General features: G+C 61.6%; 27 protein-coding genes. 21 read left to right on the top strand and 6 right to left on the bottom strand.

Annotation, left to right across the window (positions count from 1 at the left end; all coding sequences use genetic code 11):
* Nucleotides 1–213 precede the first annotated feature (213 nt).
* Nucleotides 214–2,136 (bottom strand): biosynthetic arginine decarboxylase, encoded by a 1,923-nt coding sequence (speA, locus tag FHS09_RS17190; RefSeq protein ID WP_183462165.1) that lies wholly within the window; start codon nt 2,134–2,136, stop codon nt 214–216.
* Between the two features lie 256 nt (nt 2,137–2,392).
* Nucleotides 2,393–3,229 carry a DUF6515 family protein gene (locus FHS09_RS17185; protein ID WP_183462163.1) on the bottom strand — a complete coding sequence of 279 codons (837 nt, stop codon included), beginning with the start codon at nt 3,227–3,229 and terminating at the stop codon, nt 2,393–2,395.
* Between FHS09_RS17185 and panC the strand changes: the two genes are divergently transcribed.
* The 17 genes from panC to FHS09_RS17100 all read left to right on the top strand — a co-directional run bounded on the left by panC (nt 3,228) and on the right by FHS09_RS17100 (nt 15,493).
* The gene (gene panC / locus FHS09_RS17180; RefSeq protein ID WP_183462161.1) at nt 3,228–4,076 is read left to right on the top strand and encodes a pantoate--beta-alanine ligase; all 849 of its coding nucleotides are present in this window, start codon (nt 3,228–3,230) and stop codon (nt 4,074–4,076) included. The genes FHS09_RS17185 and panC overlap by 2 nt on opposite strands.
* 11 nt (nt 4,077–4,087) lie before the next feature.
* Nucleotides 4,088–4,474 carry an aspartate 1-decarboxylase gene (panD, locus tag FHS09_RS17175; protein WP_183462159.1) on the top strand — a complete coding sequence of 129 codons (387 nt, stop codon included), beginning with the start codon at nt 4,088–4,090 and terminating at the stop codon, nt 4,472–4,474.
* Between the two features lie 25 nt (nt 4,475–4,499).
* Nucleotides 4,500–5,423: a histone deacetylase family protein gene (locus FHS09_RS17170; protein WP_183462157.1), complete on the top strand. Its 924-nt coding sequence runs from the start codon at nt 4,500–4,502 to the stop codon at nt 5,421–5,423.
* Between the two features lie 83 nt (nt 5,424–5,506).
* Nucleotides 5,507–7,444 (top strand): acetate--CoA ligase, encoded by a 1,938-nt coding sequence (gene acs, locus FHS09_RS17165; protein ID WP_183462155.1) that lies wholly within the window; start codon nt 5,507–5,509, stop codon nt 7,442–7,444.
* Nucleotides 7,445–7,469: 25 nt separating this feature from the next.
* A complete protein-coding gene (locus FHS09_RS17160) occupies nt 7,470–7,769 on the top strand; it encodes a DUF433 domain-containing protein (RefSeq protein WP_221192080.1) in 300 nt (99 codons plus the stop codon).
* Nucleotides 7,766–8,098: a DUF5615 family PIN-like protein gene (locus FHS09_RS17155; RefSeq protein WP_183462153.1), complete on the top strand. Its 333-nt coding sequence runs from the start codon at nt 7,766–7,768 to the stop codon at nt 8,096–8,098. Before FHS09_RS17160 ends, FHS09_RS17155 begins: the two co-directional genes overlap by 4 nt.
* A 155-nt stretch (nt 8,099–8,253) precedes the next feature.
* Nucleotides 8,254–9,510, top strand: coding sequence for an alpha/beta hydrolase (locus FHS09_RS17150; protein WP_183462151.1), 1,257 nt, complete (start codon nt 8,254–8,256; stop codon nt 9,508–9,510).
* A gap of 30 nt (nt 9,511–9,540) precedes the next feature.
* Nucleotides 9,541–10,074, top strand: coding sequence for a GNAT family N-acetyltransferase (locus FHS09_RS17145; protein WP_183462149.1), 534 nt, complete (start codon nt 9,541–9,543; stop codon nt 10,072–10,074).
* Between the two features lie 16 nt (nt 10,075–10,090).
* Complete coding sequence (locus FHS09_RS17140; RefSeq protein WP_183462147.1) at nt 10,091–10,513, top strand: hypothetical protein; 423 nt, start codon at nt 10,091–10,093, stop codon at nt 10,511–10,513.
* A 9-nt stretch (nt 10,514–10,522) separates the two neighbouring features.
* On the top strand, nt 10,523–10,849 hold the full coding sequence (locus FHS09_RS17135; protein ID WP_183462145.1) for a phosphotyrosine protein phosphatase: 327 nt from the start codon (nt 10,523–10,525) through the stop codon (nt 10,847–10,849).
* 6 nt (nt 10,850–10,855) lie between these two features.
* Nucleotides 10,856–11,359: a DNA-deoxyinosine glycosylase gene (locus FHS09_RS17130; protein ID WP_183462144.1), complete on the top strand. Its 504-nt coding sequence runs from the start codon at nt 10,856–10,858 to the stop codon at nt 11,357–11,359.
* Between the two features lie 12 nt (nt 11,360–11,371).
* A complete protein-coding gene (locus FHS09_RS17125) occupies nt 11,372–11,794 on the top strand; it encodes a PaaI family thioesterase (RefSeq protein ID WP_183462142.1) in 423 nt (140 codons plus the stop codon).
* 11 nt (nt 11,795–11,805) lie between these two features.
* The gene (locus tag FHS09_RS17120; RefSeq protein ID WP_183462140.1) at nt 11,806–12,177 is read left to right on the top strand and encodes a VOC family protein; all 372 of its coding nucleotides are present in this window, start codon (nt 11,806–11,808) and stop codon (nt 12,175–12,177) included.
* A 72-nt stretch (nt 12,178–12,249) separates the two neighbouring features.
* Entirely contained in the window at nt 12,250–12,567 is a 318-nt protein-coding gene (locus FHS09_RS17115) for an aspartate/glutamate racemase family protein (RefSeq protein ID WP_183462138.1), read from the top strand.
* 198 nt (nt 12,568–12,765) lie between these two features.
* On the top strand, nt 12,766–13,893 hold the full coding sequence (locus FHS09_RS17110) for a 3-oxoacyl-[acyl-carrier-protein] synthase III C-terminal domain-containing protein (protein ID WP_183462136.1): 1,128 nt from the start codon (nt 12,766–12,768) through the stop codon (nt 13,891–13,893).
* A 2-nt stretch (nt 13,894–13,895) separates the two neighbouring features.
* Nucleotides 13,896–14,573 (top strand): iron-containing redox enzyme family protein, encoded by a 678-nt coding sequence (locus FHS09_RS23290; protein WP_221192079.1) that lies wholly within the window; start codon nt 13,896–13,898, stop codon nt 14,571–14,573.
* A complete protein-coding gene (locus FHS09_RS17100; RefSeq protein ID WP_183462134.1) occupies nt 14,573–15,493 on the top strand; it encodes a DUF6999 family protein in 921 nt (306 codons plus the stop codon). The genes FHS09_RS23290 and FHS09_RS17100 overlap by 1 nt, the downstream gene beginning before the upstream one ends.
* Here the strand turns inward: FHS09_RS17100 and FHS09_RS17095 are convergent, their stop codons facing one another.
* From FHS09_RS17095 to FHS09_RS17085, 3 genes are all read right to left on the bottom strand, one after another.
* The gene (locus FHS09_RS17095) at nt 15,494–16,306 is read right to left on the bottom strand and encodes a DUF3298 and DUF4163 domain-containing protein (protein WP_183462132.1); all 813 of its coding nucleotides are present in this window, start codon (nt 16,304–16,306) and stop codon (nt 15,494–15,496) included.
* A gap of 99 nt (nt 16,307–16,405) precedes the next feature.
* Entirely contained in the window at nt 16,406–17,110 is a 705-nt protein-coding gene (locus tag FHS09_RS17090; protein ID WP_183462130.1) for a glutathione S-transferase family protein, read from the bottom strand.
* Nucleotides 17,111–17,268: 158 nt separating this feature from the next.
* Nucleotides 17,269–18,528, bottom strand: coding sequence for an ammonium transporter (locus tag FHS09_RS17085; RefSeq protein WP_183462128.1), 1,260 nt, complete (start codon nt 18,526–18,528; stop codon nt 17,269–17,271).
* A 300-nt stretch (nt 18,529–18,828) separates the two neighbouring features.
* Between FHS09_RS17085 and katG the strand changes: the two genes are divergently transcribed.
* From katG to FHS09_RS17065, 4 genes are all read left to right on the top strand, one after another.
* The gene (gene katG / locus FHS09_RS17080) at nt 18,829–21,039 is read left to right on the top strand and encodes a catalase/peroxidase HPI (RefSeq protein WP_183462125.1); all 2,211 of its coding nucleotides are present in this window, start codon (nt 18,829–18,831) and stop codon (nt 21,037–21,039) included.
* Nucleotides 21,040–21,298: 259 nt separating this feature from the next.
* Entirely contained in the window at nt 21,299–22,285 is a 987-nt protein-coding gene (locus tag FHS09_RS17075; RefSeq protein WP_183462123.1) for a serine/threonine protein kinase, read from the top strand.
* 16 nt (nt 22,286–22,301) lie between these two features.
* Nucleotides 22,302–23,123 carry a serine O-acetyltransferase gene (gene cysE / locus FHS09_RS17070; RefSeq protein ID WP_183462121.1) on the top strand — a complete coding sequence of 274 codons (822 nt, stop codon included), beginning with the start codon at nt 22,302–22,304 and terminating at the stop codon, nt 23,121–23,123.
* Nucleotides 23,124–23,273: 150 nt separating this feature from the next.
* On the top strand, nt 23,274–24,062 hold the full coding sequence (locus FHS09_RS17065) for a GNAT family N-acetyltransferase (RefSeq protein ID WP_183462119.1): 789 nt from the start codon (nt 23,274–23,276) through the stop codon (nt 24,060–24,062).
* A 9-nt stretch (nt 24,063–24,071) separates the two neighbouring features.
* Here the strand turns inward: FHS09_RS17065 and epmA are convergent, their stop codons facing one another.
* Complete coding sequence (epmA, locus tag FHS09_RS17060; protein ID WP_183462117.1) at nt 24,072–25,025, bottom strand: EF-P lysine aminoacylase EpmA; 954 nt, start codon at nt 25,023–25,025, stop codon at nt 24,072–24,074.
* Nucleotides 25,026–25,035: the final 10 nt, after the last annotated feature.

Here is a 25,035-nt window from a genome sequence, read left to right as displayed (position 1 = left end):
ATGCCACCCGTCACCCCCACAGTCCACCCCCCCCCCCCCCCCCCCCCGCCGGGGGGGGGGGGGGGGGGGGGGGGGGGGGGCCCCCTGACCGGCTCCCCCTCTCCCTAACCCTCTCCCCCAAAGGGGGAGAGGGGACTGTCGGGGTGAGTAGTTACGTTTCGTATTCTTTTCCCGAGTCCCGAGTCCCGAGTCCCGAGTCCCGAGTCCCGGGCCTTATTTTTCAAAATAGGTATAGCCGCTCATACTAGCGGTATAAGTGTGCAAAATCTGCTTGCGCTGTTGCGGGGTGATCTTGCCGTCCTTCACCGCGCGCTCGGCGAGCTTGCGGAAGCGCTCGAACAGGTCCTGCGGCCGGTACTCCACGTAGCTAAGCACGTCGGCGATGCTGTCGCCGTGAATTTCCCGACTGTAGTCGAAAGTACCGTCGTCGTGGATGCGCACGCTGACCACGTTGGTGTCGCCGAACAGGTTGTGCAGGTCGCCCAGGGTCTCCTGGTAGGCGCCCACCAGGAAGGCGCCGAGAATGTAGTCCTCGTCGTCTTTCAGCGGGTGCAGCGGCAGGGTCCGATGCTCCTCCTGGCGGCCGATAAAACGGTCTATCTTGCCGTCGCAGTCGCAGGTGATGTCGGCGATGATCGCCGAGCGGGTGGGCGCTTCGCCGTGGCGGTGGATCGGCAGCACCGGGAATACCTGGTCGATGGCCCACATGTCCGGCAGTGATTGGAAGACACTGACGTTTGCGTAGTAGATGTCCGACAGCACTTCCGGCAGCGCCTGTAGATCCACGGGTACTTCCTCCGCCTCGTCGAGCAGCGCGCGGATTTTTTGTGCGCCCTGCAGGAACAGGTTTTCTGCGTTCGCACGTTCGCGCAGGCTGACCTGGCCGTGCAGGTAGAGGGCGCGCACCTCGTCGCGATAATAGAGGGCGTCGTTGTAGCTCTCCTGCAGGTTTTTCGCGCTGACACTGCTGACCGCATCCTGCAGGTTGCGCAGCATCGGGTGATCATCCTCGTTGATTTTGGTGTGTTCCAGCTCCACCGGCTCGAAGCGGGTGGTGTCGAGGATATCGAACAGCAGCACAGACGAGTAGGCCACGGTGGCGCGGCCGGACTCGGTGATAATCACCGGGTGTGCGACGCCCTCGCTGTCCAGCGTGCCCATGATGGCTTCCACCACGTCCACGCAGTACTCGTTCAGGGAGTAGTTCTTGGAGTGGGTGTAATTGGTCTTGGAGCCGTCGTAGTCCACCGCCAGGCCGCCCCCCAGGTCCAGGTAACCCATGGCCGCGCCCTCTTCCACCAGGTCGGCGTAGTAGCGGCAGGCCTCCAGTACCCCGGTGCGGATATCGCGGATATTCGGCACTTGGGAACCCAGGTGGTAGTGCAGCAGCTTGAGGCAGTCGAGCATGTCGTGGCGGCGCAGCTGGTCCACCATGGCGATCAGGTCGTTGCTGCCCAGGCCGAAGATGCTGCGGTCGCCGCTGGTGGCGTTCCAGTAACCGCCCACCTTGGAGGCGAGCTTGACGCGCGCCCCTATGTTGGGGCGCACCTGCTCCCGCTCCGCGCAGCGGATGATGGTCTCCACTTCCGAGGGGGTTTCCACCACAAAGAAAATCTGCACGCCCAGGCGCTGGGCCTGCAGGCCCAGGTTGATGAATTCCTCGTCCTTGTAGCCGTTGCAGATAATCAGCGATTCGGTGTTGTCGAGGATCGACAGCGCGGCGATCAGCTCCGCCTTGCTGCCCGCCTCCAGGCCGTGGCCGAAGCGGCGTCCGGCGCTGGCGATCTCCTCGATCACCTGGCACTGCTGGTTCACCTTGATCGGGAAGACGCCGCGAAACACATTGCGGTAGCCGCAGTCGGCGATGGCGCGGGCGAAGGATTCGTTGATGCGGGCGATCTGTGCGTCCAGCAGGTTCTCGATGCGCAGCAGCAGGGGCATACCCAGGCCGCGCTCGGTGGCGCCGCGGGCAATGTCCACCAGGGAAACGGCACGGGTTTCACCGTTTGAAGTCTCTACCTGCACGGTCACTTCGCCGCTCTTGTCCAGGTCGAAATAGCCGGCGCCCCAGTTGCGGATTCCGTAGAGTTCGGCGGAGTCTTCGCAGGTCCAGTCCTGTACTTGTCGCTGTTTCATGGCGCCTGTTTGGTTGGAATGTTTCGGGGCGCGAATCTTGGGCCCAGAAAGGGCGGAAAGCAATAACTATAGATAAGAAAAACGCTGTTTTTTAGCGGGTAAAATTAAATTTTTGTTCAGTTTTTGCCGGGTGGAAGAAGCTGCAGATGAAGTGTAGGAGTAAACTTCGCCAGCGCAAGCGATGGGGTGGGGCGCCACAATCCGTTTCCCACAAAAAAGGCGGCCACAAGGGCCGCCGGCAACAGGGGTTGAAAACTCAGTAGAAACCTGGGTTGGTCACTATCCGGTAGCCCCGGTGGCGAGCATCCCAGCGGTAGTAGGTATCGTAGGCCACGTAGTAGTTATGGCCGCCGAACGCCAGGGTCACCGCGGAGGCGGGCAGGCTGTACACTATCGCGCCGATCGGCGGTTGTGCGACCATATAGCCGTGCTCGTGGGGACGGTAGAAGATGCCGTCGCTGTAATAGAAGCCCAGTCCGCCGAAGCTGATGCGCACAAAGTTTCTCGGCAGGCGGTTCCAGCGGTAGCCGTAGCCGTAGTGGTGCGGGCGCCAGTGGTGGCGGTGCCTGTAGCCGTGCTTGTAGTGATGGCGATCGCCGTAGTGATGCCTTCTGTCGCGGTGTCCCCAGTCTCTGTCGCGGTGGCCCCAGTCTCTATTGTGGTGCCTCCGGTCTCTATCGTGGTGCCTCCGGTCTCTATCGTGGTGTCTCCGGCCCTTGTCGTGGTGTCTCCGGTCTTTGTCTCGATGTCCCCGGCCCCGGTCGTGATGTCCCCGGCCTCGGTCGTGCCCGCGATCTTCGCGGTAGGCTGGGCCGGCGGCGTGGGACAGTTTGCGTTCCGGGCCCTTGTGACCGAAGCGGTCGTCGCGGTCCGCCGCCAAGGCCGGTCCCGCCAACAGCAGGCCGGCAATAGCGGCAATGGTGGTCAGTTTGTTCAGGGGCTTTTTCATGGTGCTCTCTCCAGTGCCGTTGAACGGCATCTCGTAATACTGGTAGCCAGTGTGTCCCCGGCGGACTGAATCATTCCTGAACCGGGCGAAATCTTTTTTTGCTATGATGCCGCGCTCATCCACCCACTGCGGTAGAGATCGCATGCAAGTGTTTCATCATGTGGCCAGCCTGCGCCGGGCGCTGGCGGATGCCCGCGCCGCCGGCAAGACTATCGGTTTCGTGCCCACCATGGGCAACCTGCACGACGCCCATATCGAGCTGGTCAAAACCGCTCGGCAGCATTGTGACCAGGTAGTCGTATCTATCTTTGTAAACCGGCTGCAATTCGGCCTGAACGAGGATTGGGACAAGTACCCGCGCACCCTGGAACAGGATACCGCGCGTCTGCGCGACGCGGATTGCGACTTCCTGTTCCACCCGGAGGAGAGCGAGATCTACCCGAACGGGATGGACCAGCAGACCCGGGTGATCTGCCCGGCGATGACCGACGTACTCTGCGGTGCCAGCCGCCCCGGCCACTTCGAGGGGGTGACCACGGTGGTGGCCAAACTGTTCAATATCGTGCAACCTCACAAGGCGATATTCGGTATCAAGGATTTCCAACAACTGGCGGTGATCCGGCGGATGGTGGAGGACCTGTGCATTCCGGTGGAGATCGTCGCCGCGCTGGTACACCGGGAGGCGGACGGCCTGGCCATGAGTTCGCGCAACGGCTATATAACCCCGCAGGAGCGCCCGCGGGTGGCGGTGCTCAACCAGTCGCTGAACTGGGCCAGGGAGCAAATAGAGAGCGGCTGCCGCGACTTCTCCGACCTGGAGGCAGAGGCGAAGAAGCGTATCGAACAGGCGGGTTTCCGCGTGGACTATTTTTCCATCTGCAACAGCCGGACCCTGGAGCCCGCCGCGGACGACGACGGGGAGATCACCGTGCTCGGCGCCATCTACACCAGCGCCGCGCGGTTGATCGACAACGTATCCCTGCAACTTTAATGGGGGTGAAAATGCAAATTGAGCTGTTGAAGTGCAAACTGCATATGGCCGCCGTCACCCAGGCGGAGCTCTGGTATGACGGTTCCTGCGCCATCGATCAGGATCTGGTGGAGCTGGCCGGCCTGCGCGAATTCGAGAAGATCGATATCTATAACGTGAGCAATGGCGAGCGCTTCCACACCTATGTGATCCTCGCCGAGCGCGGCTCCGGTACCATCTCTATGAACGGCGCCGCGGCGCGCAGGGTGCAGGTGGGCGACCGCATCATCATCGCGTCCTACGCGCAGATGAGCGAGCAGGAGGCCGACAGCTTCAAACCGAAACTGGTTTACCTGGACGAAAGCAATCGGGTGGAACGCAGTACCAATACCATCCCCGTGCAGTTGGCCGAAGCCTGATTCTCCTCGTAGGAGGCTTGCCGCCATGCCCGTCGGTTTTATTTCCAGCCCCGCCTGCGCCGGTCACGATATGGGTGCAGAGCACCCGGAGCGTCCGGCGCGCCTCGATGCGATTCGCGATCAACTGCTCTCCAGTGGTATCGATGTAGCCTTGCGTCACTTCGATGCGGCGGCGGCCAGCCGCGCGCAGCTGGAGCTGGTACACGATCCGGATTATGTCGAATCCATCTTTGTGCGCGCGCCCACGGAGGGCATCGAACAGCTGGACCCGGACACCTGCATGAATCCGGCTTCGCTGGACGCCGCGCTACACGCCGCCGGCGCGGTGGTGTCGGCGGTAGACCGGGTGATGGCCGGGGAGATACCCTCCGCCTTCTGTGCCGTGCGCCCGCCGGGCCACCATGCCGAGCGGGACAGGGCCATGGGCTTCTGCCTTTTCAACAATATTGCTATCGGTGCGGCCTGGGCACGCGAGCAATACGGCCTGGAGCGCGTCGCCATCGTCGATTTCGACGTGCATCACGGCAACGGCACCGAGGATTTCGTGAAAGGGCGGGAGGGCTACCTGCTTTGTTCCAGCTTCCAGCACCCCTACTATCCGTTTTCCGGCACCGGCGAGCTGCCGGACAATGTGATCAATACACCGCTGGAGGCCGGCGCCGGCGGGGCCGGGCTGCGCCGCGCCGTCGAGGATACCTGGCTGCCGGCCCTGGAGAATTTCCGGCCGCAGATGCTGTTCGTGTCGGCCGGCTTCGACGGCCACCGGGAAGACGACATGGCCCAGTTGCGCTTCGTTGAAGATGATTACCGCTGGGTTACGGAAACGATCAAAAAGGTCGCCGATCGCCATGCGGGCGGGCGTATCGTATCCGCGCTGGAAGGTGGCTATGCATTGAGCGCGCTCGGCCGCAGCGTCGTCGCCCATCTTCAGGGCCTGATCGGCAGATAGCTGCCAATTGGTCTCGCCTAGTGTGAAAGCCCATTGCCATCGGGCTATTATGGAAAGATATCTGAATAATAAGGGAGAAAATGATGTCCGAAGTGCATACCCGCCCCGTACCCGCAGAATTCGCCGATAGAGCGCATATCAGCGCCGAAGACTACGAGAAAATGTATCGCGAGTCGGTCGAAAATCCGGAGGTTTTCTGGTCTCAACAGGCCAAGGATTTCCTGCAGTGGGAGAAGCCGTTCACCAGGGTGGTCGAGGAAGATCTCAATAAGGGCCACGCCGCCTGGTTCGCCGATGGCCAGCTCAACGTCACCGTCAACTGCATCGACCGCCACCTGCCCAATCGCGCGGAGCAAACCGCGATTATCTGGGAGGGCGACGATCCCGCCGACAGCCAGACCGTCACCTATCGCCAGTTGCATGAAAACGTCTGCCGCCTTGCCAATCTGCTCAAATCCCGCGGGGTGAAAAAGGGCGATCGCGTGTGCATCTATATGCCGATGATCCCCGAGGCCGCCTATGCCATGCTCGCCTGTGCGCGCATCGGCGCGGTGCATTCCGTAGTGTTCGGCGGCTTCTCTCCCGACTCGCTGAAAGACCGCATCCTGGACTCCGACTGCCGCCTGGTGATCACCGCCGACGAGGGCGTGCGCGGTGGCAAAAAAGTTCCGCTCAAGGCGAATGTGGACAAGGCCCTCGCCCACTGCCCCGAGGTACACACCGCCATCGTGGTCAAGCGCACCGGCGCCAATATCGATTGGAACAGCAAACGCGATATCTGGTATGCCGAATCCGTTGCGGAGATGGAAGCCGACTGCGCACCGGAGTCGATGAATGCGGAAGACCCGCTGTTTATCCTCTACACCTCCGGCTCCACCGGCAAACCCAAAGGGGTGTTGCACACCACCGCCGGCTATCTGCTGATGACCGCCATGACCTTCAAGTACGTCTTCGACTACAAGGAGGGCGATATCTTCTGGTGCACCGCCGACGTGGGCTGGGTCACCGGTCACAGCTATATCGTCTACGGGCCGTTATGCGCGGGGGCTATCAGCCTGATGTTCGAGGGCGTGCCCACCTACCCGGACGCCTCCCGCTGTTGGCAGGTGGTGGACAAGCACAAGGTCAATATCTTCTACACCGCCCCCACCGCCATCCGCGCTTTAATGGGAGCCGGCGACGAATTCGTCACCAGGACCGACCGCAGCTCGCTGAAACTGCTCGGCACCGTGGGCGAGCCGATCAATCCGGAGGCCTGGGAGTGGTACTACAAGGTGGTCGGCGATGAGCGCTGCCCCATCGTCGACACCTGGTGGCAGACCGAGACCGGAGCCCACCTGATCACCCCACTGCCCGGCGCCACCGAGCTCAAGCCCGGCTCCGCCGCAGTTCCCTTCTTCGGCGTGCAGCCGGCACTGCTGGATGAAAAGGGCAAAGAGATCGAGGGTGAAGGCGAGGGCGCGCTGGTGATGAAATCCAGCTGGCCCAGCATGATTCGCAGTGTCTACGGAGACCACCAGCGCATGGTGGACACCTACTTCTCCAGTTTCCCCGGCTACTACTTCACCGGCGACGGGGCCCGCCGCGATGCCGACGGCTACTACTGGATCACCGGCCGCATCGACGACGTGCTCAATGTCTCCGGCCACCGTCTGGGCACCGCAGAGATCGAGAGCGCGATAGTCCTGCACGACGACACCGCCGAGGCCGCGGTGGTGGGCTATCCCCACGATATCAAAGGGCAGGGCATCTACTGCTACGTCACCCTGAAGGCGGGCCACGAACCCTCGGAAGAACTGCGGCGGGAACTGATCGACCTCTGCGTCAAGGAAATCGGCCCCATTGCCAAACCCGATGTCATCCAGTGGGCGCCGGGTCTGCCGAAGACCCGTTCCGGCAAAATCATGCGCCGCATCCTGCGCAAGATTGCCGGCAATGAGCTGGACAACCTCGGCGACACCTCCACGCTGGCGGATCCGTCGGTGGTGGATCAACTGATCGAACACAGGGCCAATCGCTGATCACCGCCATCAAAGAGGCCGGGCAATGCCCGACCTTGCGGTTTGCCTGGGGCGGGGAAGGTCGCTAAAGTTGGGAGGTAGCACCAACGAGGTTGCCGATATGCCTACCCTGAGCGAACGAATCACCATAAACCCACAGCAGTGCGGCGGGCGCCCCTGCATCCGCGGAATGCGCATCCGCGTATCCGATGTGCTGGACCTGCTGGCAAACGGGCTCAGCGCCGAGCAGGTACTGGCGGAAATGCCCGATTTGGAGCCGGAAGACATCTCTGCCGCGCTACAGTTCGCCGCCCGACGCGTTGACCACCCGATTCTGGCCGCATGATTTTCTGGATCGACGCCCAGCTCTCCCCTGCGCTGGCGCCGTGGATTGCCGAGGAATTTGGCATCGAGTCCTACTCCGTGCAACGACTGGGTTACCGAGATGCAGCGGACCATGAAATTTTCTTTGCCGCCCGGAAGAGCGGGGCGGTGGTCATAACCAAGGACAAGGATTTCACCTATCTGATCGACAAACATGGCCCGCCGCCACAGGTATTGTGGGTCACCTTGGGCAATACCTCGAACAATCATATGCGGACTGTACTGAAAAAAGTCTTGCCCGAAGCGGTTGCACTTTTTGAACAGGGTGAGCCGCTGGTGGAGATCGGTTAGGCGTATTAGTGTGGCCGCTGCACATTGATTTCCTTCTCAGTTGTGGCTCTTCCCTAAGTGAATAGGGTTATCTCGTTTTTTGTGACGACCGGCTTTGGATTTGTATCGGTATACCGCTGACAGCAGGAAGAAGAAAGTTCCAATGAGTGTAAATAATGAATAAAAATGTCGGCATCAAATCGATGGTTGTATTTCTTCTGCTCTGTGTTCTGGGTGCGGCTGCCAACGCCGATGCCCCCGGAGAGCGCATCACCCTGAAATCGGAGGTGTTGCAGGAGGAACGCGCGATACAGGTTCTCCTGCCTGAGGGTTATTGGATCGATAAAGACACCAGCTACCCGGTGGTCTACCTGCTGGACGGGGACTATAACTTTCACGGCGTGTCCGGCATGCTCGATCTGCTGGCGAACAAGGGGCAGATGATCCCGGAAGTGATTCTTGTCGGGATTGCCGACAAGGGAACACTCCGCTACCGGGAGAATATGACTCCGGCCAACGGCGACGGCAAGGGAGGTAACGCCGGGCAATTCCTGAATTTCCTGGAGAAGGAGCTGAAACCCTATATCGACCGGCACTATCGGTCCGCGCCAAACGCGACGCTGGTGGGGCAGTCCATCGGTGGCCTGTTCACGATCAATGCACTGCTGCAAAAGCCGGACAGCTTCGACCATTACGTGGCTATCAGTCCCGCTCTCTGGGTAGGTGACCATCAACTGGAAAAAACCGCGGCGGAGCTGGTCGGCAAGAACAGCTATCGGGGAAAAACCCTCCACTTGTCGCTGGCGGACGAGACCCGCATGGGGGTCTACGGATTCCTGGAAGTGCTGGACCGGAAGGAGGTGCAGGGCATCGAATGGCAGTTCACCCGTTACGGGGATGAAAATCATAACTCCGTCGGCCTACCCGCGCTGCGCGACAGCCTGAAAGAGATCTTCGAGGGCTGGTATCTGTCCGGGAGCGAGATATCCGCAATGGAACCGGATGGTGTCCTTGCGCATTACAGGGCGCGAATGGATGCATTCGGCATCAACCAGCCCATACCGACGTCCAGCGTAAAAAGCGTGATTCGGGCGTTGTATAACCGGGAGAGGGCCGGGGAAATTGACGCACTGGTTGCGCGGGTGAGGCGGGATCTCCCCATGTCTGAGCGAGATTTTATCATTATGCAGGCCGCCTATGCGGGCCATTTCGATTCCCCGAAGAGGGCGCTGGAAATACTCCGGGAATCGGAGTCCCGTTTTTCCGCTTCGGCAAAGTACCTGCAGGAAATCGCCGGTGTCTATGAACAGTTGGATAACCGCCGGAAGGCCCGCGAATACTACGGGAGGGCCGCCGCCCTGGCGGAGCGGCAAAATGCGGGGCAGTGGCAGATGAACATCCTTAATGCGGCTCTGGTGCGCACCGAAGCCTGACCCTGAAAATTACCCAACAGGAACACAGCTATGTCCGATACGCCAGCCACCTCCCCCGGGCAGCCGGCCATGAAACTGCGCCCGGCCACTCCCGCCGATCTGGACCTGCTGCGCCATTGGGACGAACAACCTCATGTGATCGCCGCAGACCCGAATGACGACTGGGGCTGGGAGATGGAGCTGGCGCGCAACCCCGACTGGCGCGAGCAACTGATCGCCGAGCTGGATAGCCGGCCGATCGGTTTTATGCAGATTATCAATCCGGCATTGGAGGACAGCCACTACTGGGGCGATGTCCCGGAGAACCTCCGAGCCATCGATATCTGGATCGGCGAGGCGCGGGACCTGGGCCGGGGCTACGGCACCCGGATGATGGAACTGGCGCTCGACCGCTGTTTCGCGGATCCGGCGGTGACGGCGGTATTGATCGATCCGTTGGCAAGCAATGTTCGCGCGCACCGTTTTTACGAGCGGATCGGCTTTAGATTTCTCGAGCGCCGCCGGTTTGGCGAGGACGACTGTTTCGTCTTTCGCCTGGAGCGTGCAGAATATTCCTATAAATAGGTTTTGGGGATATCGGGTGAACGAACAGCAGTATCTTTGCGAGCACTACAGATTCAACGCCGAGCAGCGGCTGAAGGGTTTCAACTTTTTTGTGGTTCTGTCGATGTTCGCCGAAGGCGGTATCTTTACCGCGGTTGAAAAGGGCTTCCATCCCCTGAGCCTGGCGTTGCTCGGCGGTTTTGTGGTGATACTCTCATCGGTTTTCTGGTTGGTGGATGCGCGCAGCCGGGAGCTGCTCAGCCTGGCGGTTCCAGGGCTCAAAAAAATGGAAGGCGATCTCCCGGAGGAGTGCAGATTGTTTACCCGGGACAGCGCGGAAAAGGGCAGCTTTGTCCGATACACCTTCGCGATACGCGCGCTGCTTATCGGACAGTTTATCTTCGGTACCGGCGTGGCCAGCTACGGCCTCTATCTGTGGTTGCTGGCGCTGGCAACATAGGGCGGAGCCGTGAACCTGCTGTTTGTCTGTAGTGAAAACCGCCTGCGCAGCCCCACTGCGGAAGCGGTTTTTTCATATTACCGGGGTGTCAATGCGCTTGGCGCGGGGATCAATCCGGCTGCGGCCAGGACGGTGAGCCGGGACTTGATCGAGTGGGCGGACAGGGTATTTGTTATGGAGACCTTCCACCGGGAACTGCTGTTGGAAAAATACCCGGATCTGCTCAATGACAGACGGTTGGTGTGCCTGAATATCCCGGACAGGTTTGCCTATATGGACCCGGAGCTGGTGGAATTACTGGAGTCCGGGGTATCCGAATACCTCCGCCCGGACTGAAGCCGGATGACTTGTATTCACAGCTTCGAACCGATTGCGGCCGGGGGCGCCGAACGCCTGATCCTTGGTTCCATGCCGGGCGGGGCTTCGCTGCGCGCGAAGCAGTATTATGCTCATCCGCGCAACGCCTTCTGGCGAATTATCGAATCGGTGCTGGCGCTTGATCCCGGGCTTAGCTACGAGCAGCGCTGTGCACAATTGGTGAAGAATGGGATCGCGCTCTGGGATGTACTGAAGAGCTGCACCCGATCGGGCAGCCTGGATTCCGATATTGTCGCTTCGTCCATAGTGCCAAACGATTTTGCTGGATTCCTCGCCGATCACCCGGGAATCCGGCATATCTATTTCAACGGCGCCAAATCGGAGCAGATGTATCGGAAATATGTACTGCCAACACTGCCCGAGCAGTACGTTGCCCTACCCACCCTGAGATTGCCCTCTACCAGTCCGGCAAACGCCTCGCTCAGCTTTTCAGGTAAACTCGAGCGGTGGCGCGCTATCGTGGAATAAGAGGAGGTAGTTATGGATTCACTGCTGCCCATGGGCAGGGACGTGCTTGCCAGCCAGCCGTTCAGCCGGTTGCTTGGGGCCGAACTGGACGGGTTCTCTGCCGGTAATGCGGAACTGCGGGTTCCTGTCACGGATGAACTCAAACAGCAACACGGCTTTGTGCACGGCGGTGTGGTGAGCTATGCCGCGGACAACGCGCTGACCTATGCCGGTGGCAGCGTGCTGGGCACCAATGTGGTCACCTCGGAGTTCAAGATCAACTATGTGCGCCCGGCGGTGGGCGAGTATATTGTCGCCAGGGCGAGCGTTGTTCACTCGGGCAGGACCCAGGCAGTCTGTCGCTGCGAGGTTTATGCGGTCGGCGACGACGGAGAGAATCTCTGTGCTGTAGCCCAGGGAACCATCGCCAGGCTCGGGAACGCCAAAACGGACTGAGGAGAGGAAGCATGCTGGATCATATCGGCCTGCAGGTGCACAGTTACGAGCGCAGCAAGGCCTTTTACCTGGAGGCGCTGGCGCCGCTGGGCTATCAACTGATCCTGGAGTACGCCGACTGGGGCGGCTTCGGAATCGGCGGCAAACCGGATTTCTGGATACAGGTGGGCAAGCAGGTAAGGCCCGGGCTGCATATCGCCTTCCGCGCGGATAGCCGCGAAATGGTCGACGCATTTTATCGCGCCGCGCTGGACGCCGGTGGCAAGGACAACGGCCCCCCCGGCCTGCGCGAGATCTACCACCCCGATTACTACGGCACCTTCGTGATGGACCCGGACGGGCACAATATCGAAGCGGTCTGTCACACGCCGGTACAGCGGTGAAGATCGTCGGCCTGATTGGGGGAATGAGCTGGAAGTCCACCCAGATCTACTACCGGCGTATCAACGAACTCCATGGAGGAGGATTTTTACCGCGGCCGCCTGCAGGAGGAGCACGGCATCCCCGTATTGCTGCCGGATGCCGAAGAGCGGGCGCTGGTGCGCCAGGTGATTTACCAGGAGCTCTGCCTGGGAACGGTGCGCGACGAATCCCGCGCGGCTTATTGGGACATTATCCGGCGCCTGGTGGAGCGGGGCGCGGAGGGGATTATTCTCGGCTGCACAGAGATCGGTATGCTGGTAACGGCGGCGGATGCTCCGGTGCCACTGTTCGATACCACTGAAATACACGCGCGGGCAGCGGTGGACCGGGCCCTGCTCGACATAACATAAAACAATAGTAGCTACTCGCCCTCGGGACTCGGGAAAAGAATGCCGGAGCTTGATGCGAAGGCCCTGATGCCGGGAGCCGTTCGAGAGACGATTGCCGATGAGGCAGTTGAACGAACGGCTACCGGTAGCAGGGCCGCCCAGGCCTCGGCTTAGTGTCACAGGGGTGAGTAGTTACAACAATAAACAGGCAAATATTGCATGCAGGATGTTTTTATCACCGGGACCGGCAGCTTTCTGCCGGGCGCGCCGGTGGACAATGGGACTATGGAGGAGCGCATTGGCCTCCTCAGCGAACACAGCCGAAAACTGAAAGCCGCCTCCCTGAGGCAAAACGGCATCAAGTCCCGGCACTACGCCATCGACGCCGGGGGCAATTACCTTTTTACCAATGCGGAAATGGCGGCACAGGCTATTCTTTCCGCCTGCGATCTGGCGAGACTGGACCCTCGCCGTATCGGTTATCTCGCCACCAGCACTACCCAGGGCGACCTGCTGGTGCCGGGCCACGCCAGTGCGGTGCACGCCGGACTGGACGCGGGTCCGATGGAAGTCTCCTCGCACCAGAGTGTGTGCGGCAGCAGCATGATGGCGATCAAATCCAGCTACCTGAATATCCGCGCCGGAGAGCACCACACCGCCGTTGCCTGTGGCAGCGAGTTTTCCAGCCGCTGGTTCCAGCCGGGCTTTTACTCGGCGATCGACTTTGCCGGCTTGTCCGCGGAAGAGGCTCTGGAATACGAGTTCCTGCGCTGGACGCTGTCCGACGGCGCCGCGGCGCTGGTGATGGACTCCCGGGCCGACGACAGCCGGCCCAGCCTGCGCATCGACTGGATAGAACAGAAGTCCTTCGCCGACCGCTTCCCCAGCTGCATGTACGCGGGAAGCCGCACTGCGGACCCGGAGCAGTTCAGGCCCTGGGCCCACTACGGAGCGCCGGACGAGGCTTGCGGCGACGGCGCCGTGGCGCTGCGCCAGGACTTCGATTTATTGCAGCAGATGTTTCCGGTGTGGATGGGTTATTTTCTCGAGGTGTTGGATAAGCGACGGCTGTCGCCGGAGGATGTGCGCTACTTTCTGCCTCACTATTCGGCCAGATCCCTCGGCAATCGCATGAAGGCACTGCTGACGCAGGCCGGGGCGATGATTCCGGAGGAGCGCTGGTTCAACAGGCAGCACCGGGTGGGTAATGTGGGCTCGGCCTCCATTTTCCTGATGATCGATCAACTGATGCGCGAGACCGCACTGCAACCCGGCGACCGGGTGCTCTGCTTCGTGCCGGAGAGCGGGCGCTGCCTGGCGGCCTTTATGTGTATGACGGTGGTTTAACAGTGAACGAAAACGACAAAGCATCGCGGCTGATCCGCGAACTCACCAAAACCTGGGCGGATTTCGAGGGCCGGCTGGTCCAGGTGCCGATAATCAGCCGCGCCCTGCGGGGCGCGCTGCGCCTGGATGACTACCGCACCATCCTCTGCGACCACTACCAGCAGGTGATCGAGGGGGCCTGCTGGATCGCCCGGGCGGTGTCCTCCATCGACCGCGGGCACCTCGAGTTGCGCTCGAGCTTCCTGTCCCACGCGAAAACCGAGCACCTGGACTACCGGATGCTGGAGCGGGATTTTCAGTCTGTAGGCGGCGATCTCACGACGCTGCGCGGCGGGCGGAAAAATATCGGCTCCAACGCCCTCTCCGCATGGATGTACCACCGGGCCTCGCAGCCGAATCCGCTGGACCTGCTGGGGGCGATGTTTATGATCGAGGGATTGGGCAAACACTTTGCCGGCATCTTTGCCGAGTCGCTGCAAAAGCATCTGGGGCTGCGCGGAGACCAAGTCTCGTTTTATCTCTACCACGCGCAGCACGACGAGGACCATCTGGCGGAACTGGCGGAAACGCTGGGTTCCGGCATCCTGGACACAGACGGCCTGGCGGAGCGCATCCTGGAAACCGCGCGGGTCACCGGGCGCCTGTACCTGTTGCAGCTGGAAGAGCTGGGGAACTATTGATGAGCTGGAACAGCGATTTCGAGCAGTGCACCATCAACCGGCGGGACCCGAATCCCTGGCTGGCCCTCTACCTGGACAGAAGCCTGCCGATAAACGAGGATGCCAAGCGGGCGCTGCTCGCCGGTAACAATACCTGGTCCCGCCGTTTGCTACTGCCGGTGGTGCGGCCGCTGGCGCGGCTCAGTATCGTGCTGGTGCAGCTGCTGCGCATCGCAATTCCGGAGCGCTGGAATTCCTCTAAAATTCTCCATCGCACCATCTACTGGGGGCTCAAGTATTTCGTGCGTTCGGATGCCAACTACCTGATCCTGCGCCATTTCAATATCGGCACCGAACTGCTGCAGTTTATCACCGACAATATCGACGGGGTCGAGATAGAGAGCACCCGGCCTCTGCGGCCGCGCCGCCTGGAAGACCTGTTGGACGACACATTCCTGATCCACGACCTGAATATCTACAATTTTGTCGCCGAACTGAGCCAGAAGCTGCGCGAGGAAAACCGGGAGATCGTGCCCCCGCGGCAACTGGATTTCAGCGCGGTCTCCTCCGCGGAATTCGAACTGGACCCGGGCGAGGCGCATTTCACCAATGTGATCGACCTGCAGACCGCGATCGAACTGTATACGCCGCTATACGCGCTGTTTCTCTCGGATCACGATTTCTGGCGCGCGAGTAATTCACTGCAGCTGGACGAGACGGTTTCCATCTATATCGGCAGGCTGCTGAACGACGGCACCGCCCTTTCCCTGGTCAGCAACCGGCACCCGATGGTGCCGCACTCAACTTTGCAGGCCGGCTTCCGGCTGATGCTGCACGGGCTGGATGCGGAACTGCTGCACGGCTATCTGCGTAATTTGAAGGCCGCCGCTGTACGAGAGGATGTTGCGCAGCAGGTCTGTGTGGAATCGGGCGGCGCTTAGCTACTGTTCCTCCGGCAGGTACTGTTCGTGCACTATGCCGCGCAGGTCCTTCCAGGGGATTGTCAGCTCTACCGGGCCGAGAACATAGGGTCCCAGGGCATAGACGTTGTAAAGCAACACCAGGCCCTGGTCGTCGAAGCGGAAGTTATTGCTGCGCCGGAACGGCCAAGTCTCGCGAAACTCCCTGTTGGTTCCCGGCTGTTCGTCCAGCCAGCGCCGGTGCGCCCCCCGGGCTTCTCCCCAGAAGTCATTCTCCTGGCCCTCCCGGATTACCTGATCTAAAGGTACCTCTTCGTCCGCGGCCAGGTCCCAGTTGAGCCAGCGAATGGCCGGCATGCCGTGGGCGCCGCCGGTATAGATATAGCTGTTGATTTCCACCGTGAGCAGGTCGTCGCGACGGGCGAAGCGCTTTGCCTCGCCGGTGAGCTGCCAGCGGGCGCTGCTCTCCCCGTGCCCCTTCGCGGCTTCGGCGAGAAAGTTGTCGGCGAGTTCCTCCAGACTGTTTGCAGACGTCTGATCCTCACCGTTTCCCTGAAGTTGGTGGATCATCTGCTGAAGAACGACTCTGTTCAACGCGGGCCGCTGTTCGAACACCTCGCGGGTGATGGACACGGACGCGCATTCCTCTTTTTCGGTGCAGCCGCTAGCCTGGCGCTCGAAAGTTTCCCGCTTGGATTTCAACTTGCCGATGGGAGGCCGGTTTTCCGGGGAATCGCTCTGCGACTCCCGCCCGCGGTCACAGCCGGCCAGCGACAGCAGGATGGCGAGAATAGCAGTTGTGGCGATGGATTTTATGGAAGGTCTTGTCGGCATAGCGGGTCCCTGTCAGCTCGATTCCGGATAGAGACGCGGGCCGGGCCCGCGCCAGTGGCGGAAAGGATGCCCCCCGTGGGGGCTCAGGGCAAGCTTAGCTCAGGCTGCCAGCCGCGGGCGCAAATCCTTCAGGTGAATATGGCCTCTGAAATCGGCGCCGCTTTTCGTGGGAGTCACTTCTTCGATTGCCTGGGCGAAACGCACTGCCGGGTCCTGTTGCAGTTTCCGCAGGTAGCGGGCCAGGTACGGATAGTTGCGCTGCAGACCGAACAACCTGTGGTGTCCAACCCGGCGGGCGATGCCGGACAGGTAAGCATCCGCTAGACTGCGTTCACCCAAGAGCCAGTCGCGACCCTCCAGCAGCCCGTTGAGGTGGGCACAGCACCGGGCAATCTGTTCGCGTCCGAGGACGTACAGAAGCTCACGCTGTTCAGTGGTCAGCCCCCGGGTTTCCACAAGGGCGCGCAACGGGGCGAACGCCGAGAAGACGTCGGTATGCAGGTAGGCCAGGGTCTGGCACAGCCGGTCGAACTTCACTGTGCCCGGGTATACCCCAAGCGGGCTGTCGGGATCGTGTATGGCCAGGTGCATCAGGATCGCCAGACTCTCGCTCAGGATATCGCCGTTATCCAGCAGCAGGGCCGGGGTTTTCATCAGCGGGTTTACCTGGCTGTAGAGCGGGTCTTGGAGGTGCCCGATTCTTTCGATGCGGCACAGGTGGTAGGGCCGCCGCAGCCACTCCAATGCAACTATGGAGCCGAATGAGCAACCCTGGGAAACGCCGTAGAACAGGACGGGAGGCATTCTCGATTTCCTTACCGTGGTTGAATGGAAAGGCCGCGAGTCTCGCTGGCCGTAGTGATAAGGTAAGCGATTAATAGGTTAGTTATCGCCCTATTATTAATCCGGCGATCAAATAGATTTGTCTATTGTTTCCGCCCGGAAATACTGGCGATGTGGCGCTACTTGTCCTCATAGGCATCTTCGCCGTGGGTCGCCTTGTCCGAGCCTTCCTTTTCCTCCTCGGCGGGAATCCGCAGCCAGCCCATACTTCGCAATATCCAGCATACGAAAAGTGCGGCCGGAAGCACGAAGCCGATAATGGCCCCGGTGGCCAGCGCCTGGCTGATCAGTTGCGCGCTGCCGCCGCCATAAAAGAGCCCCGCCCGCGGCAGCGTTTTGGCCGGGTACTCTGCCATGATCTCCGGCGAGGCGAACAGGCCCACCGCAATTATTCCCAGGATGCCGCCCACCACATTCATCGTCAGGTACTCGGTGGGATCATCGACTTTCAGGTAGGCCCAGAAATGAATGGATCCGACCGCGAGCAGTCCCGCCGCTGCCCCTATGGTCGTAGCGATCCAGGGTTCCACAATCGCAGTGCTGGACAAGACCGCGACATTGCCGGTGAGCAGGCCGACCATTGCTGTGCGCAGTCGTGCCTTTCCGGTGGTCAGCTCGGCGCCTATCATTCCCGTCACTGTGCCGGCGGAACCGCCGAGGGCGGTATTTACGACCACCAGTCCCAGTGGTTTGCCGGCGACCATGGCGAATCCCGCGTTAAAGGCAAAAAAACCCAACCAAAGAATAAAGGCGCCGAGGAATACCAGTGGCATTGAGCTGACGTCCTCCTCCTCGCCTTCGGATTCCGATTTGTGCTCCATTCGCGGTCCCAGCACAACCCCCGCCGCCAACGCGCAGATACCGCCGGTCAGATGTATCACCCCCGAACCTATGTCGTACACTGGAACATCGAGTTGCGCCAGCCAGCCACCGCCCAGAATCCAGTGACCGACGATGGGAAACAGCAGCCCGGATATCACCACCGTCAGCAGCATCACCGCGGAGAATTGAATGCGCTCGGCGCCTGTACCAGCGATCAGGGTGGCGGGCGTATCGGCGTATGACATGGAAAATGCAAAAGCAACTGCCAGTGGCACTATATGGATGGCAAGGCTGGGATAGTTGTCGCTTGAACCCACCAATCGCGGTGCAAAGCCGCTGTAGCCGATAAACCCGTTGCCGTCACCGAACATAAACGCAAACCCAAAGGCCCAGTAAACCAGAGTGGTGACCGCCAGAACCATCAGGTTGTGGCTGAGGGTATCCACCGTATTCTTGGCTCTGCACATACCCGCTTCAAAGAAGCCAAAACCGCCGTGCATAAAGTACAAGAGCAGCGCGGTAATGATTGTCCAGACAATACTGATCTCGGCGGGCATCTATTTGCTCCGGGGAGGGAAGGGAAGCTTTGGGTTCGGGAACCGGCGCCCGATATCAGAGCCGGAAACCGGACAGCTTTCCGGTTTTCCGTTGGTCCTGACGGAAACACTAACTAAACGAAGGGAAGTTTAGGTTACTGAGGGCGAAACTATGCCAACTCCTCGGCCGACGTGAAATTCCACGAATTGGCCGCCGCTATCAGAGTGATAACAATGTCTAATTTCCCAGTCATTGTGCATCCCTATAGGATTTTTCCACGCAATAGACAAAGCTATAAAGCTAAAAGGAGCGCAAATCCAATGTTAAAAAGAGCCCTTCCGTTGGCGGCAGTGTTGGCGGCAGCCATCTCCGCTAACGTCAATGCCAAGGAGGCCCCCATGTCCAATCAGGACTGGTGGCCCGACCAACTCAGCCTCCAACCCCTCCGCCAGCACGCCGAAAAATCCAATCCGATGGATGACGATTTCGACTACGGGTCAGCTTTCGCCAGCCTCGACCTCGATGCGGTTAAAAAAGACATCGAAAAAGTACTGACCACCTCCCAGGACTGGTGGCCCGCCGACTACGGCCACTACGGCCCCTTCTTTATCCGCATGGCTTGGCACAGCGCCGGTACCTACCGCGTTGACGATGGCCGCGGTGGCGCCGGCGGTGGGCAGCAGCGTTTTGAGCCCCTCAACAGCTGGCCGGACAACGTCAGCCTGGACAAGGCGCGCCGCCTGCTGTGGCCGGTAAAACAGAAATACGGCAACAAGATTTCCTGGGCGGACCTGATGGTACTGGCCGGCAACGTATCCCTGGAATCCATGGGCTTTGAGACCTTCGGCTTTGCCGGTGGCCGCGAAGACGAATGGGAGGCCGATATCGTCTACTGGGGCTCCGAAAGGGAGTGGCTCGGTGACCAGCGCCACAGCGGGGACAGGAAACTGGAAAAACCGCTGGCTGCGGTGCAAATGGGCCTGATCTACGTAAACCCGGAAGGTCCCAACGGCAACCCTGATCCGCTGCTCGCGGCCAAAGATATTCGCGAATCCTTCGGCCGCATGGCCATGAACGACGAGGAAACCGTGGCCCTGATCGCCGGCGGTCACACCTTCGGCAAGGCCCACGGCGCCCACAAACCCGAGGAGTGCGTGGGCGAAGCTCCGGCGGGCGCGGCCTTGGAAGAGCAGGGCTTCGGCTGGAAGAACAAGTGCGGCAAGGGCCACTCGGAAGACACCGTTACCAGCGGCCTGGAGGGCGCCTGGACCGCCAGCCCGACCATGTGGAGCAGCCAGTACCTGTCCAACCTGTTCGCGTTTGAATGGGTGAAGACCAAGAGCCCGGCGGGTGCCACTCAGTGGGTGCCGAAAAATGCCGATCAGGCTCGCTTCGTTCCGGATGCGCACATTCCCGACAAGCGCCACGCCCCCATCATGTTCACCACCGACCTGGCGCTGAAGTTCGATCCGGAGTACCGCAAGATCGCCAAGCGCTTCGTGGACGATCCCGAAGCGTACCGCTTGGCCTTCGCCAAGGCCTGGTTCAAGCTGACGCACCGCGATCTGGGCCCGCAGGCGCGCCACCTGGGCAGTGAGGTGCCGAAAGAAACCCTGATCTGGCAGGACCCGATCCCCGCCGTCGACTACACCCTGATCGACGACAGGGACATCGCGACACTGAAAGCCAGGGTTCTGGACAGCGGGCTGACCGTTCCGCAGCTCGTCAGAACCGCCTGGGCCTCCGCCTCCAGCTTCCGCGGCACCGACATGCGCGGCGGCGCCAATGGCGCGCGCATCCGCCTGGCGCCCCAGAAAGACTGGGCCGTAAACGACCCCCGCGAGCTGAAGAAAGTCCTGGGCCGCCTGGAGCGCGTCCAGAAAGACTTCAACCGCAAGCAGTCCGGAAACAAGAAGGTCTCCCTGGCCGACCTGATCGTTCTTGGTGGTGCCGCCGCCATCGAACAGGCCGCCGAAAAAGCGGGTCACGACATTCGGGTGCCCTTTGAGCCGGGCCGCAACGACGCGGCGCAGGCGCAGACGGACGTGCAGTCCTTCGCCTTCCTGGAACCCAAGGCAGACGGTTTCCGCAACTACTACAGCAGCGCAAGCCACCTCTCCCCGGCGGAGATGCTGATCGATCGCGCCGACCTGCTGACCCTGAGTGTTCCGGAAATGACCGCACTGGTCGGCGGCATGCGCGCCCTGGGCGCCAACGACGGCGACTCGAAGCACGGCGTCTTCACCGATCGCCCGGGCGCCCTGACCAACGACTACTTCGTGAACCTGCTCGATATGTCCACCAAGTGGTCCAAGTCGTCCGAGGAAAACGGCATTTACGAAGGCTACGACCGCAAGGGCGGCAAGCTGAAGTGGACCGCCACCCCGGTGGACCTGGTCTTCGGCTCCAACTCCGAACTGCGCGCCGTGGCGGAAGTCTATGCCACCGACGACAACCGGGAAAAATTCGTCGAGGACTTTGTCGGCGCCTGGACCAAGGTGATGACTCTGGACCGTTTTGACCTGAAATAATTCGGACCTCACAGGGTGGATTCACACTGCAACCCTGTTGCAGTCAACGAAAGACGGCGGCGTTCATACACGCCGCCGTTTTTACTTGGCCGCAAAGAGCCGCAGGGCTGTTGGAGAAAGGCACACAGTAGGGTGGATGCGCTGCTCTTATCCACCCTACGGGGAATCCTACAGAGATCGACGGCGCTGTCTTATCTGTTTGTTCCCGGCGCGCGGGCCGGGTTAGCATAGCCGTCCTATGTAAACCCCGGGATATGTCATGCCCCAGAGCCACCACCCCTACGAAGCCCTCACGCCGGACAGGGTTATCGACTGCGTGGAGAGCGCCGGGCTGGTGTCCGACGCGCGGATCTTTCCCCTGAACAGTTACGAAAACCGCGTCTACCAGGTGGGTATCGAGGAGAGCGAGCCGCTGATCGCCAAGTTCTACCGTCCGGGCCGCTGGAGCGACGAGCAGATCGTGGAGGAGCACCAGTTCACCCTGGAGCTGGCGGCGGCGGAGATTCCGGTGGTGGCGCCGTTGCAGTTCGACGGCCGCACGCTGATGGAAGCCGGGGGATTCCGCTTCGCGCTCTTCCCCCGCCGCGGCGGGCGGCAGGTGGAGCTGGACAATTTCGAGCACCTGGAGCAGGTGGGCACCATGCTCGGGCGCATCCACGCAGTGGGCCGCGCCAGGCCTTTCCAGTACCGGCCGGCGCTGACCCTGCAGCACTTTGCCATCGACAGCCGCGAATTCATCCTCGCCGGCGACTTCCTGCCGCGGGAAAACCGCGAGGCCTACGCATCGGTGACCGCCCATATCATCGAGCGGATAGCGCCGCTGTTCGAGCGCGACTGGGCGACCCTGCGCCTGCACGGCGACTGCCACCCCGGCAACTTCCTGTGGCGCGAGGAGACCCCCTGGTTCGTGGATCTGGACGACTGCCTCACCGGCCCGGCGATCCAGGACATCTGGATGCTCATTTCGGGTAACCGCGCCGAGCAGACCGCCTACCTGGACGCGGTGGTCGAGGGCTACGAGACCTTCTCCAGTTTCGACCCGCAGGAGTTGCAGCTGATCGAGCCGCTGCGCTGCCTGCGCCAGATGCACCACGCCGCCTGGCTGGCGCGTCGCTGGCAGGACCCGGCCTTTCCCCTGGCCTTCCCCTGGTTCAACACCCCGAACTACTGGGGGACACATATACTGGCGTTGCGCGAGCAGTTGTCTGCGCTGCAGGAACCGCCGCTGACCCTGGGCGCTGTCTAAAGGAGGAATATTGTTGATGGAAGCTTATCGAGTGGACGTGAAAACCGATGAAATCTGGCGGGAGATCCGCGGCGGCGTGGCCCAGCAGGTGGAGCGGGAGCCGATGCTGGCGAGCTTCCTGCACGCCACCATCCTCAACCACGACACCCTGGAATCGGCGCTGAGTTTTCACCTGGCCAATAAACTGGACAGCCCCGTGGCGCCGGCACTGCTGATCCGCGAGGTGATCGACGAGGCACTGGCGGCGGACGCCGGCATCGGCCGCGCCGCGCGCGCCGACCTGGCCGCCGTCCACCAGCGGGATTCCGCCTGCAGCGCCCTCTACGAACCCTTCCTGTACTTCAAGGGCTTCCACGCCCTGCAGGCCCACCGCGTGGCCCACTGGCTGTGGCTCCAGAAGCGCCGCTCCCTGGCGCTGTTCCTACAGCATCGCATCTCGGTGGTGTTCAGCGTGGACATCCACCCGGCGGCGGAGCTGGGGCAGGGCATATTGCTGGACCACGCCACCGGCATCGTGATCGGCGAGACCGCGGTGGTGGAGGACAACGTGTCGATCATGCAGTCGGTGACCCTGGGGGGCACCGGCAAGGAGAGCGGCGACCGCCACCCCAAAGTGCGCCGCGGCGTGCTGATCGGCGCCGGCAGCAAAGTGCTGGGCAATATCGAGATCGGCCAGTGCGCCCAGGTGGCCTCCGGCAGCGTAGTGCTCAAATCGATACCGGCGCAGAAGCTGGTGGCCGGCGTTCCCGCGCGGGTGATCGGCGACGCCAGCTGCGCCCAGCCGGCGCTGTCCATGGACCAGTGCGCGCTGTCGGAAGTGGACAGGCAGCTGCGCTGACGGCTATCAGTTGCGCTGAGGGCTATCAGTTACGCTGACGGCTATCAGTTACGCTGAGGGCTATCAGTTACGCTGAGGGCTCCGGCGCCACCGTTCCTGTAGAGGCATCCCAGACCTACACCCCTCCGGCCAACCGCTATTCTTGTAAGAATGAAATACAGTCTCAGCGCCAAAAACCTCGTCTGCCGCAATCTGGAGGCCAAGGCCAGCTACTGCGCCGGCCTGTTGAACCCGGATCACACCCGGGAGATCACCGGCGTACTGCGCACAGACAGCGGCCTGCTGTCCCACACCTTCAACCAGGTGGTGAGCAATGCGGTGATGCCCTCGCGCATACTGCAGCGCTTCGTGGTGGATTACTTCGCCGAGCGCCACAGCCCCTTCACCCTCTGGCACTGCGCCAACAAACCGCTGGATCACGCCGAACTGGCGGAATTGGGGGTGGTGCGGCAGGATACCCTGGTGGCCATGGCAGTGGAGGTGCAGCGGCTGGCGGCGGACGATCAGTGCCCCCCGGAACTGGAACTGGCGCCCGCGGCCGCGGAAGAGATAGCCGACTACGCAGAGTTGCAGGCGGAGGCGTTCAACGGCGCGCGCGAGGGGCCGCAGATCAAGAAGTTCTACCGTAAGCTGCAGGAGCTGCCGGAGCACAAGCGCGGTCGCCTGAAACTGTTCCTGGGCAAGTGGGAGGGCAGGCCGGTGGCCGCGGGGTGCCTGTTCGCCTCCGCCGATGCCCTGGGCCTCTACGACCTGATCACCCGGGAGGAATACCGGGGCCGCGGTATAGGCCGCGCGCTGTTCAACTACCTGGTGGCCCAGGCGCTGGACAGCCATCACAAGCACGCAGTGTCGCTGACACCGGTGGAGCGGCAGGAGCTCTATCTTGAGACAGGTTTCTTCGCCGTTGGCGAGGTGACCCGCTATCGCTATGAGCCGTAACGGCGCACTCTATGCGCGATCTATCGGAAAGGCGATGACCTCGTCTATGCGCGAATAATCGCCGGCGAGCATCAGTACCCGGTCCACACCCAGCGCCACTCCCGCGCACTCCGGCATTCCGGCGCACAGCGCTTCCACCAGCCGTTCCTCGAAAGGATACACATGTCGCTTGTGCGCGGCCCGGTAGCTGTGGTCCGCGTGAAAGCGGCGCAGCTGCTCCTCGGGGTCGGTGAGTTCCCAGTAGCCGTTGGCCAGTTCCATGCCGCTGGCGTAGGCCTCAAAGCGCCGTGCCACGGCGGTGCCGGTCTCGTCCTCCACCACCCTGGCCAGGGCCGCCTGGCTGGCGGGGAAGTCGTATAGCAGGGTGATGCCCTCGCCCATGGCCGGCTCCAGGCGGTGGCTCATCAGCAGGTCCAGGCACTCGTCGCGGGTGGCGGGCGTGAAGGACAGCTCCACTTCGCGGCCGGCGCAGTCGCGCAGTTCCACATCGGAGACGGTGTGCGGATCCAGTTCCAACTGTTGCAGGAACAGCTCGCGGTAGCTGAGCGAGCGCATCCGTTCAGTGCCGAGCAGTCGGCCCAGCAATTCTCCCACTTCCTCCATCAACTTGCGGTCGTCCCATCCCACCCGGTACCACTCCAACATGGTGAACTCCGGGTTGTGGCGGCCACCGGCCTCGCCCTCGCGAAACGCCCTTCCGAGGCTGTAGCAGTCCCCCACCCCCGCGGCCAGCAGCCGCTTGAGGCCGAATTCCGGGCTGGTGGCCAGGTAGGCGGGCTGGCCGCCGCAGAGGGCGGTGACGGACTCGATATGGGGATCGCTGGTGGCGCGACGGGAAAGCAGCGGCACTTCCACTTCCAGCACATCGCGATCGGCGAAGAAGCGGCGGATATCGGCCAGCAGCCGCGCGCGGTGGCGCAGGGCCTCGGCGGAAGCGGTGGGTTGCCAGAAGTTCTCTGTCATTTGTCGAAGA

Origin of the sequence: Microbulbifer rhizosphaerae, assembly GCF_014191725.1 — a bacterium.
Classification (GTDB): domain Bacteria; phylum Pseudomonadota; class Gammaproteobacteria; order Pseudomonadales; family Cellvibrionaceae; genus Microbulbifer; species Microbulbifer rhizosphaerae.
This window is presented reverse-complemented; position numbering and strand designations above follow the sequence as displayed.

Excerpts from the sequence above, each read along its gene's own strand:
- FHS09_RS17160 (WP_221192080.1), top strand. The coding sequence starts at position 7,470 with ATGCCCGACCTTGCGGTTTGCCTGGGGCGGGGAAGGTCGCTAAAGTTG.
- FHS09_RS17065 (WP_183462119.1), top strand. The coding sequence starts at position 23,274 with ATGAAATACAGTCTCAGCGCCAAAAACCTCGTCTGCCGCAATCTGGAG.
- FHS09_RS17115 (WP_183462138.1), top strand. The coding sequence starts at position 12,250 with ATGGAGGAGGATTTTTACCGCGGCCGCCTGCAGGAGGAGCACGGCATC.
- FHS09_RS17090 (WP_183462130.1), bottom strand. The coding sequence starts at position 17,110 with ATGCCTCCCGTCCTGTTCTACGGCGTTTCCCAGGGTTGCTCATTCGGC.
- FHS09_RS17150 (WP_183462151.1), top strand. The coding sequence starts at position 8,254 with ATGAATAAAAATGTCGGCATCAAATCGATGGTTGTATTTCTTCTGCTC.
- FHS09_RS17130 (WP_183462144.1), top strand. The coding sequence starts at position 10,856 with ATGACTTGTATTCACAGCTTCGAACCGATTGCGGCCGGGGGCGCCGAA.
- FHS09_RS17185 (WP_183462163.1), bottom strand. The coding sequence starts at position 3,229 with ATGCGATCTCTACCGCAGTGGGTGGATGAGCGCGGCATCATAGCAAAA.
- FHS09_RS17075 (WP_183462123.1), top strand. The coding sequence starts at position 21,299 with ATGCCCCAGAGCCACCACCCCTACGAAGCCCTCACGCCGGACAGGGTT.
- acs (WP_183462155.1), top strand. The coding sequence starts at position 5,507 with ATGTCCGAAGTGCATACCCGCCCCGTACCCGCAGAATTCGCCGATAGA.
- FHS09_RS17120 (WP_183462140.1), top strand. The coding sequence starts at position 11,806 with ATGCTGGATCATATCGGCCTGCAGGTGCACAGTTACGAGCGCAGCAAG.
- cysE (WP_183462121.1), top strand. The coding sequence starts at position 22,302 with ATGGAAGCTTATCGAGTGGACGTGAAAACCGATGAAATCTGGCGGGAG.
- panC (WP_183462161.1), top strand. The coding sequence starts at position 3,228 with ATGCAAGTGTTTCATCATGTGGCCAGCCTGCGCCGGGCGCTGGCGGAT.
- panD (WP_183462159.1), top strand. The coding sequence starts at position 4,088 with ATGCAAATTGAGCTGTTGAAGTGCAAACTGCATATGGCCGCCGTCACC.
- katG (WP_183462125.1), top strand. The coding sequence starts at position 18,829 with ATGTTAAAAAGAGCCCTTCCGTTGGCGGCAGTGTTGGCGGCAGCCATC.
- FHS09_RS17155 (WP_183462153.1), top strand. The coding sequence starts at position 7,766 with ATGATTTTCTGGATCGACGCCCAGCTCTCCCCTGCGCTGGCGCCGTGG.
- FHS09_RS17085 (WP_183462128.1), bottom strand. The coding sequence starts at position 18,528 with ATGCCCGCCGAGATCAGTATTGTCTGGACAATCATTACCGCGCTGCTC.
- FHS09_RS17125 (WP_183462142.1), top strand. The coding sequence starts at position 11,372 with ATGGATTCACTGCTGCCCATGGGCAGGGACGTGCTTGCCAGCCAGCCG.
- FHS09_RS17100 (WP_183462134.1), top strand. The coding sequence starts at position 14,573 with ATGAGCTGGAACAGCGATTTCGAGCAGTGCACCATCAACCGGCGGGAC.
- speA (WP_183462165.1), bottom strand. The coding sequence starts at position 2,136 with ATGAAACAGCGACAAGTACAGGACTGGACCTGCGAAGACTCCGCCGAA.
- FHS09_RS17145 (WP_183462149.1), top strand. The coding sequence starts at position 9,541 with ATGTCCGATACGCCAGCCACCTCCCCCGGGCAGCCGGCCATGAAACTG.
- FHS09_RS17110 (WP_183462136.1), top strand. The coding sequence starts at position 12,766 with ATGCAGGATGTTTTTATCACCGGGACCGGCAGCTTTCTGCCGGGCGCG.
- FHS09_RS17095 (WP_183462132.1), bottom strand. The coding sequence starts at position 16,306 with ATGCCGACAAGACCTTCCATAAAATCCATCGCCACAACTGCTATTCTC.
- epmA (WP_183462117.1), bottom strand. The coding sequence starts at position 25,025 with ATGACAGAGAACTTCTGGCAACCCACCGCTTCCGCCGAGGCCCTGCGC.
- FHS09_RS17170 (WP_183462157.1), top strand. The coding sequence starts at position 4,500 with ATGCCCGTCGGTTTTATTTCCAGCCCCGCCTGCGCCGGTCACGATATG.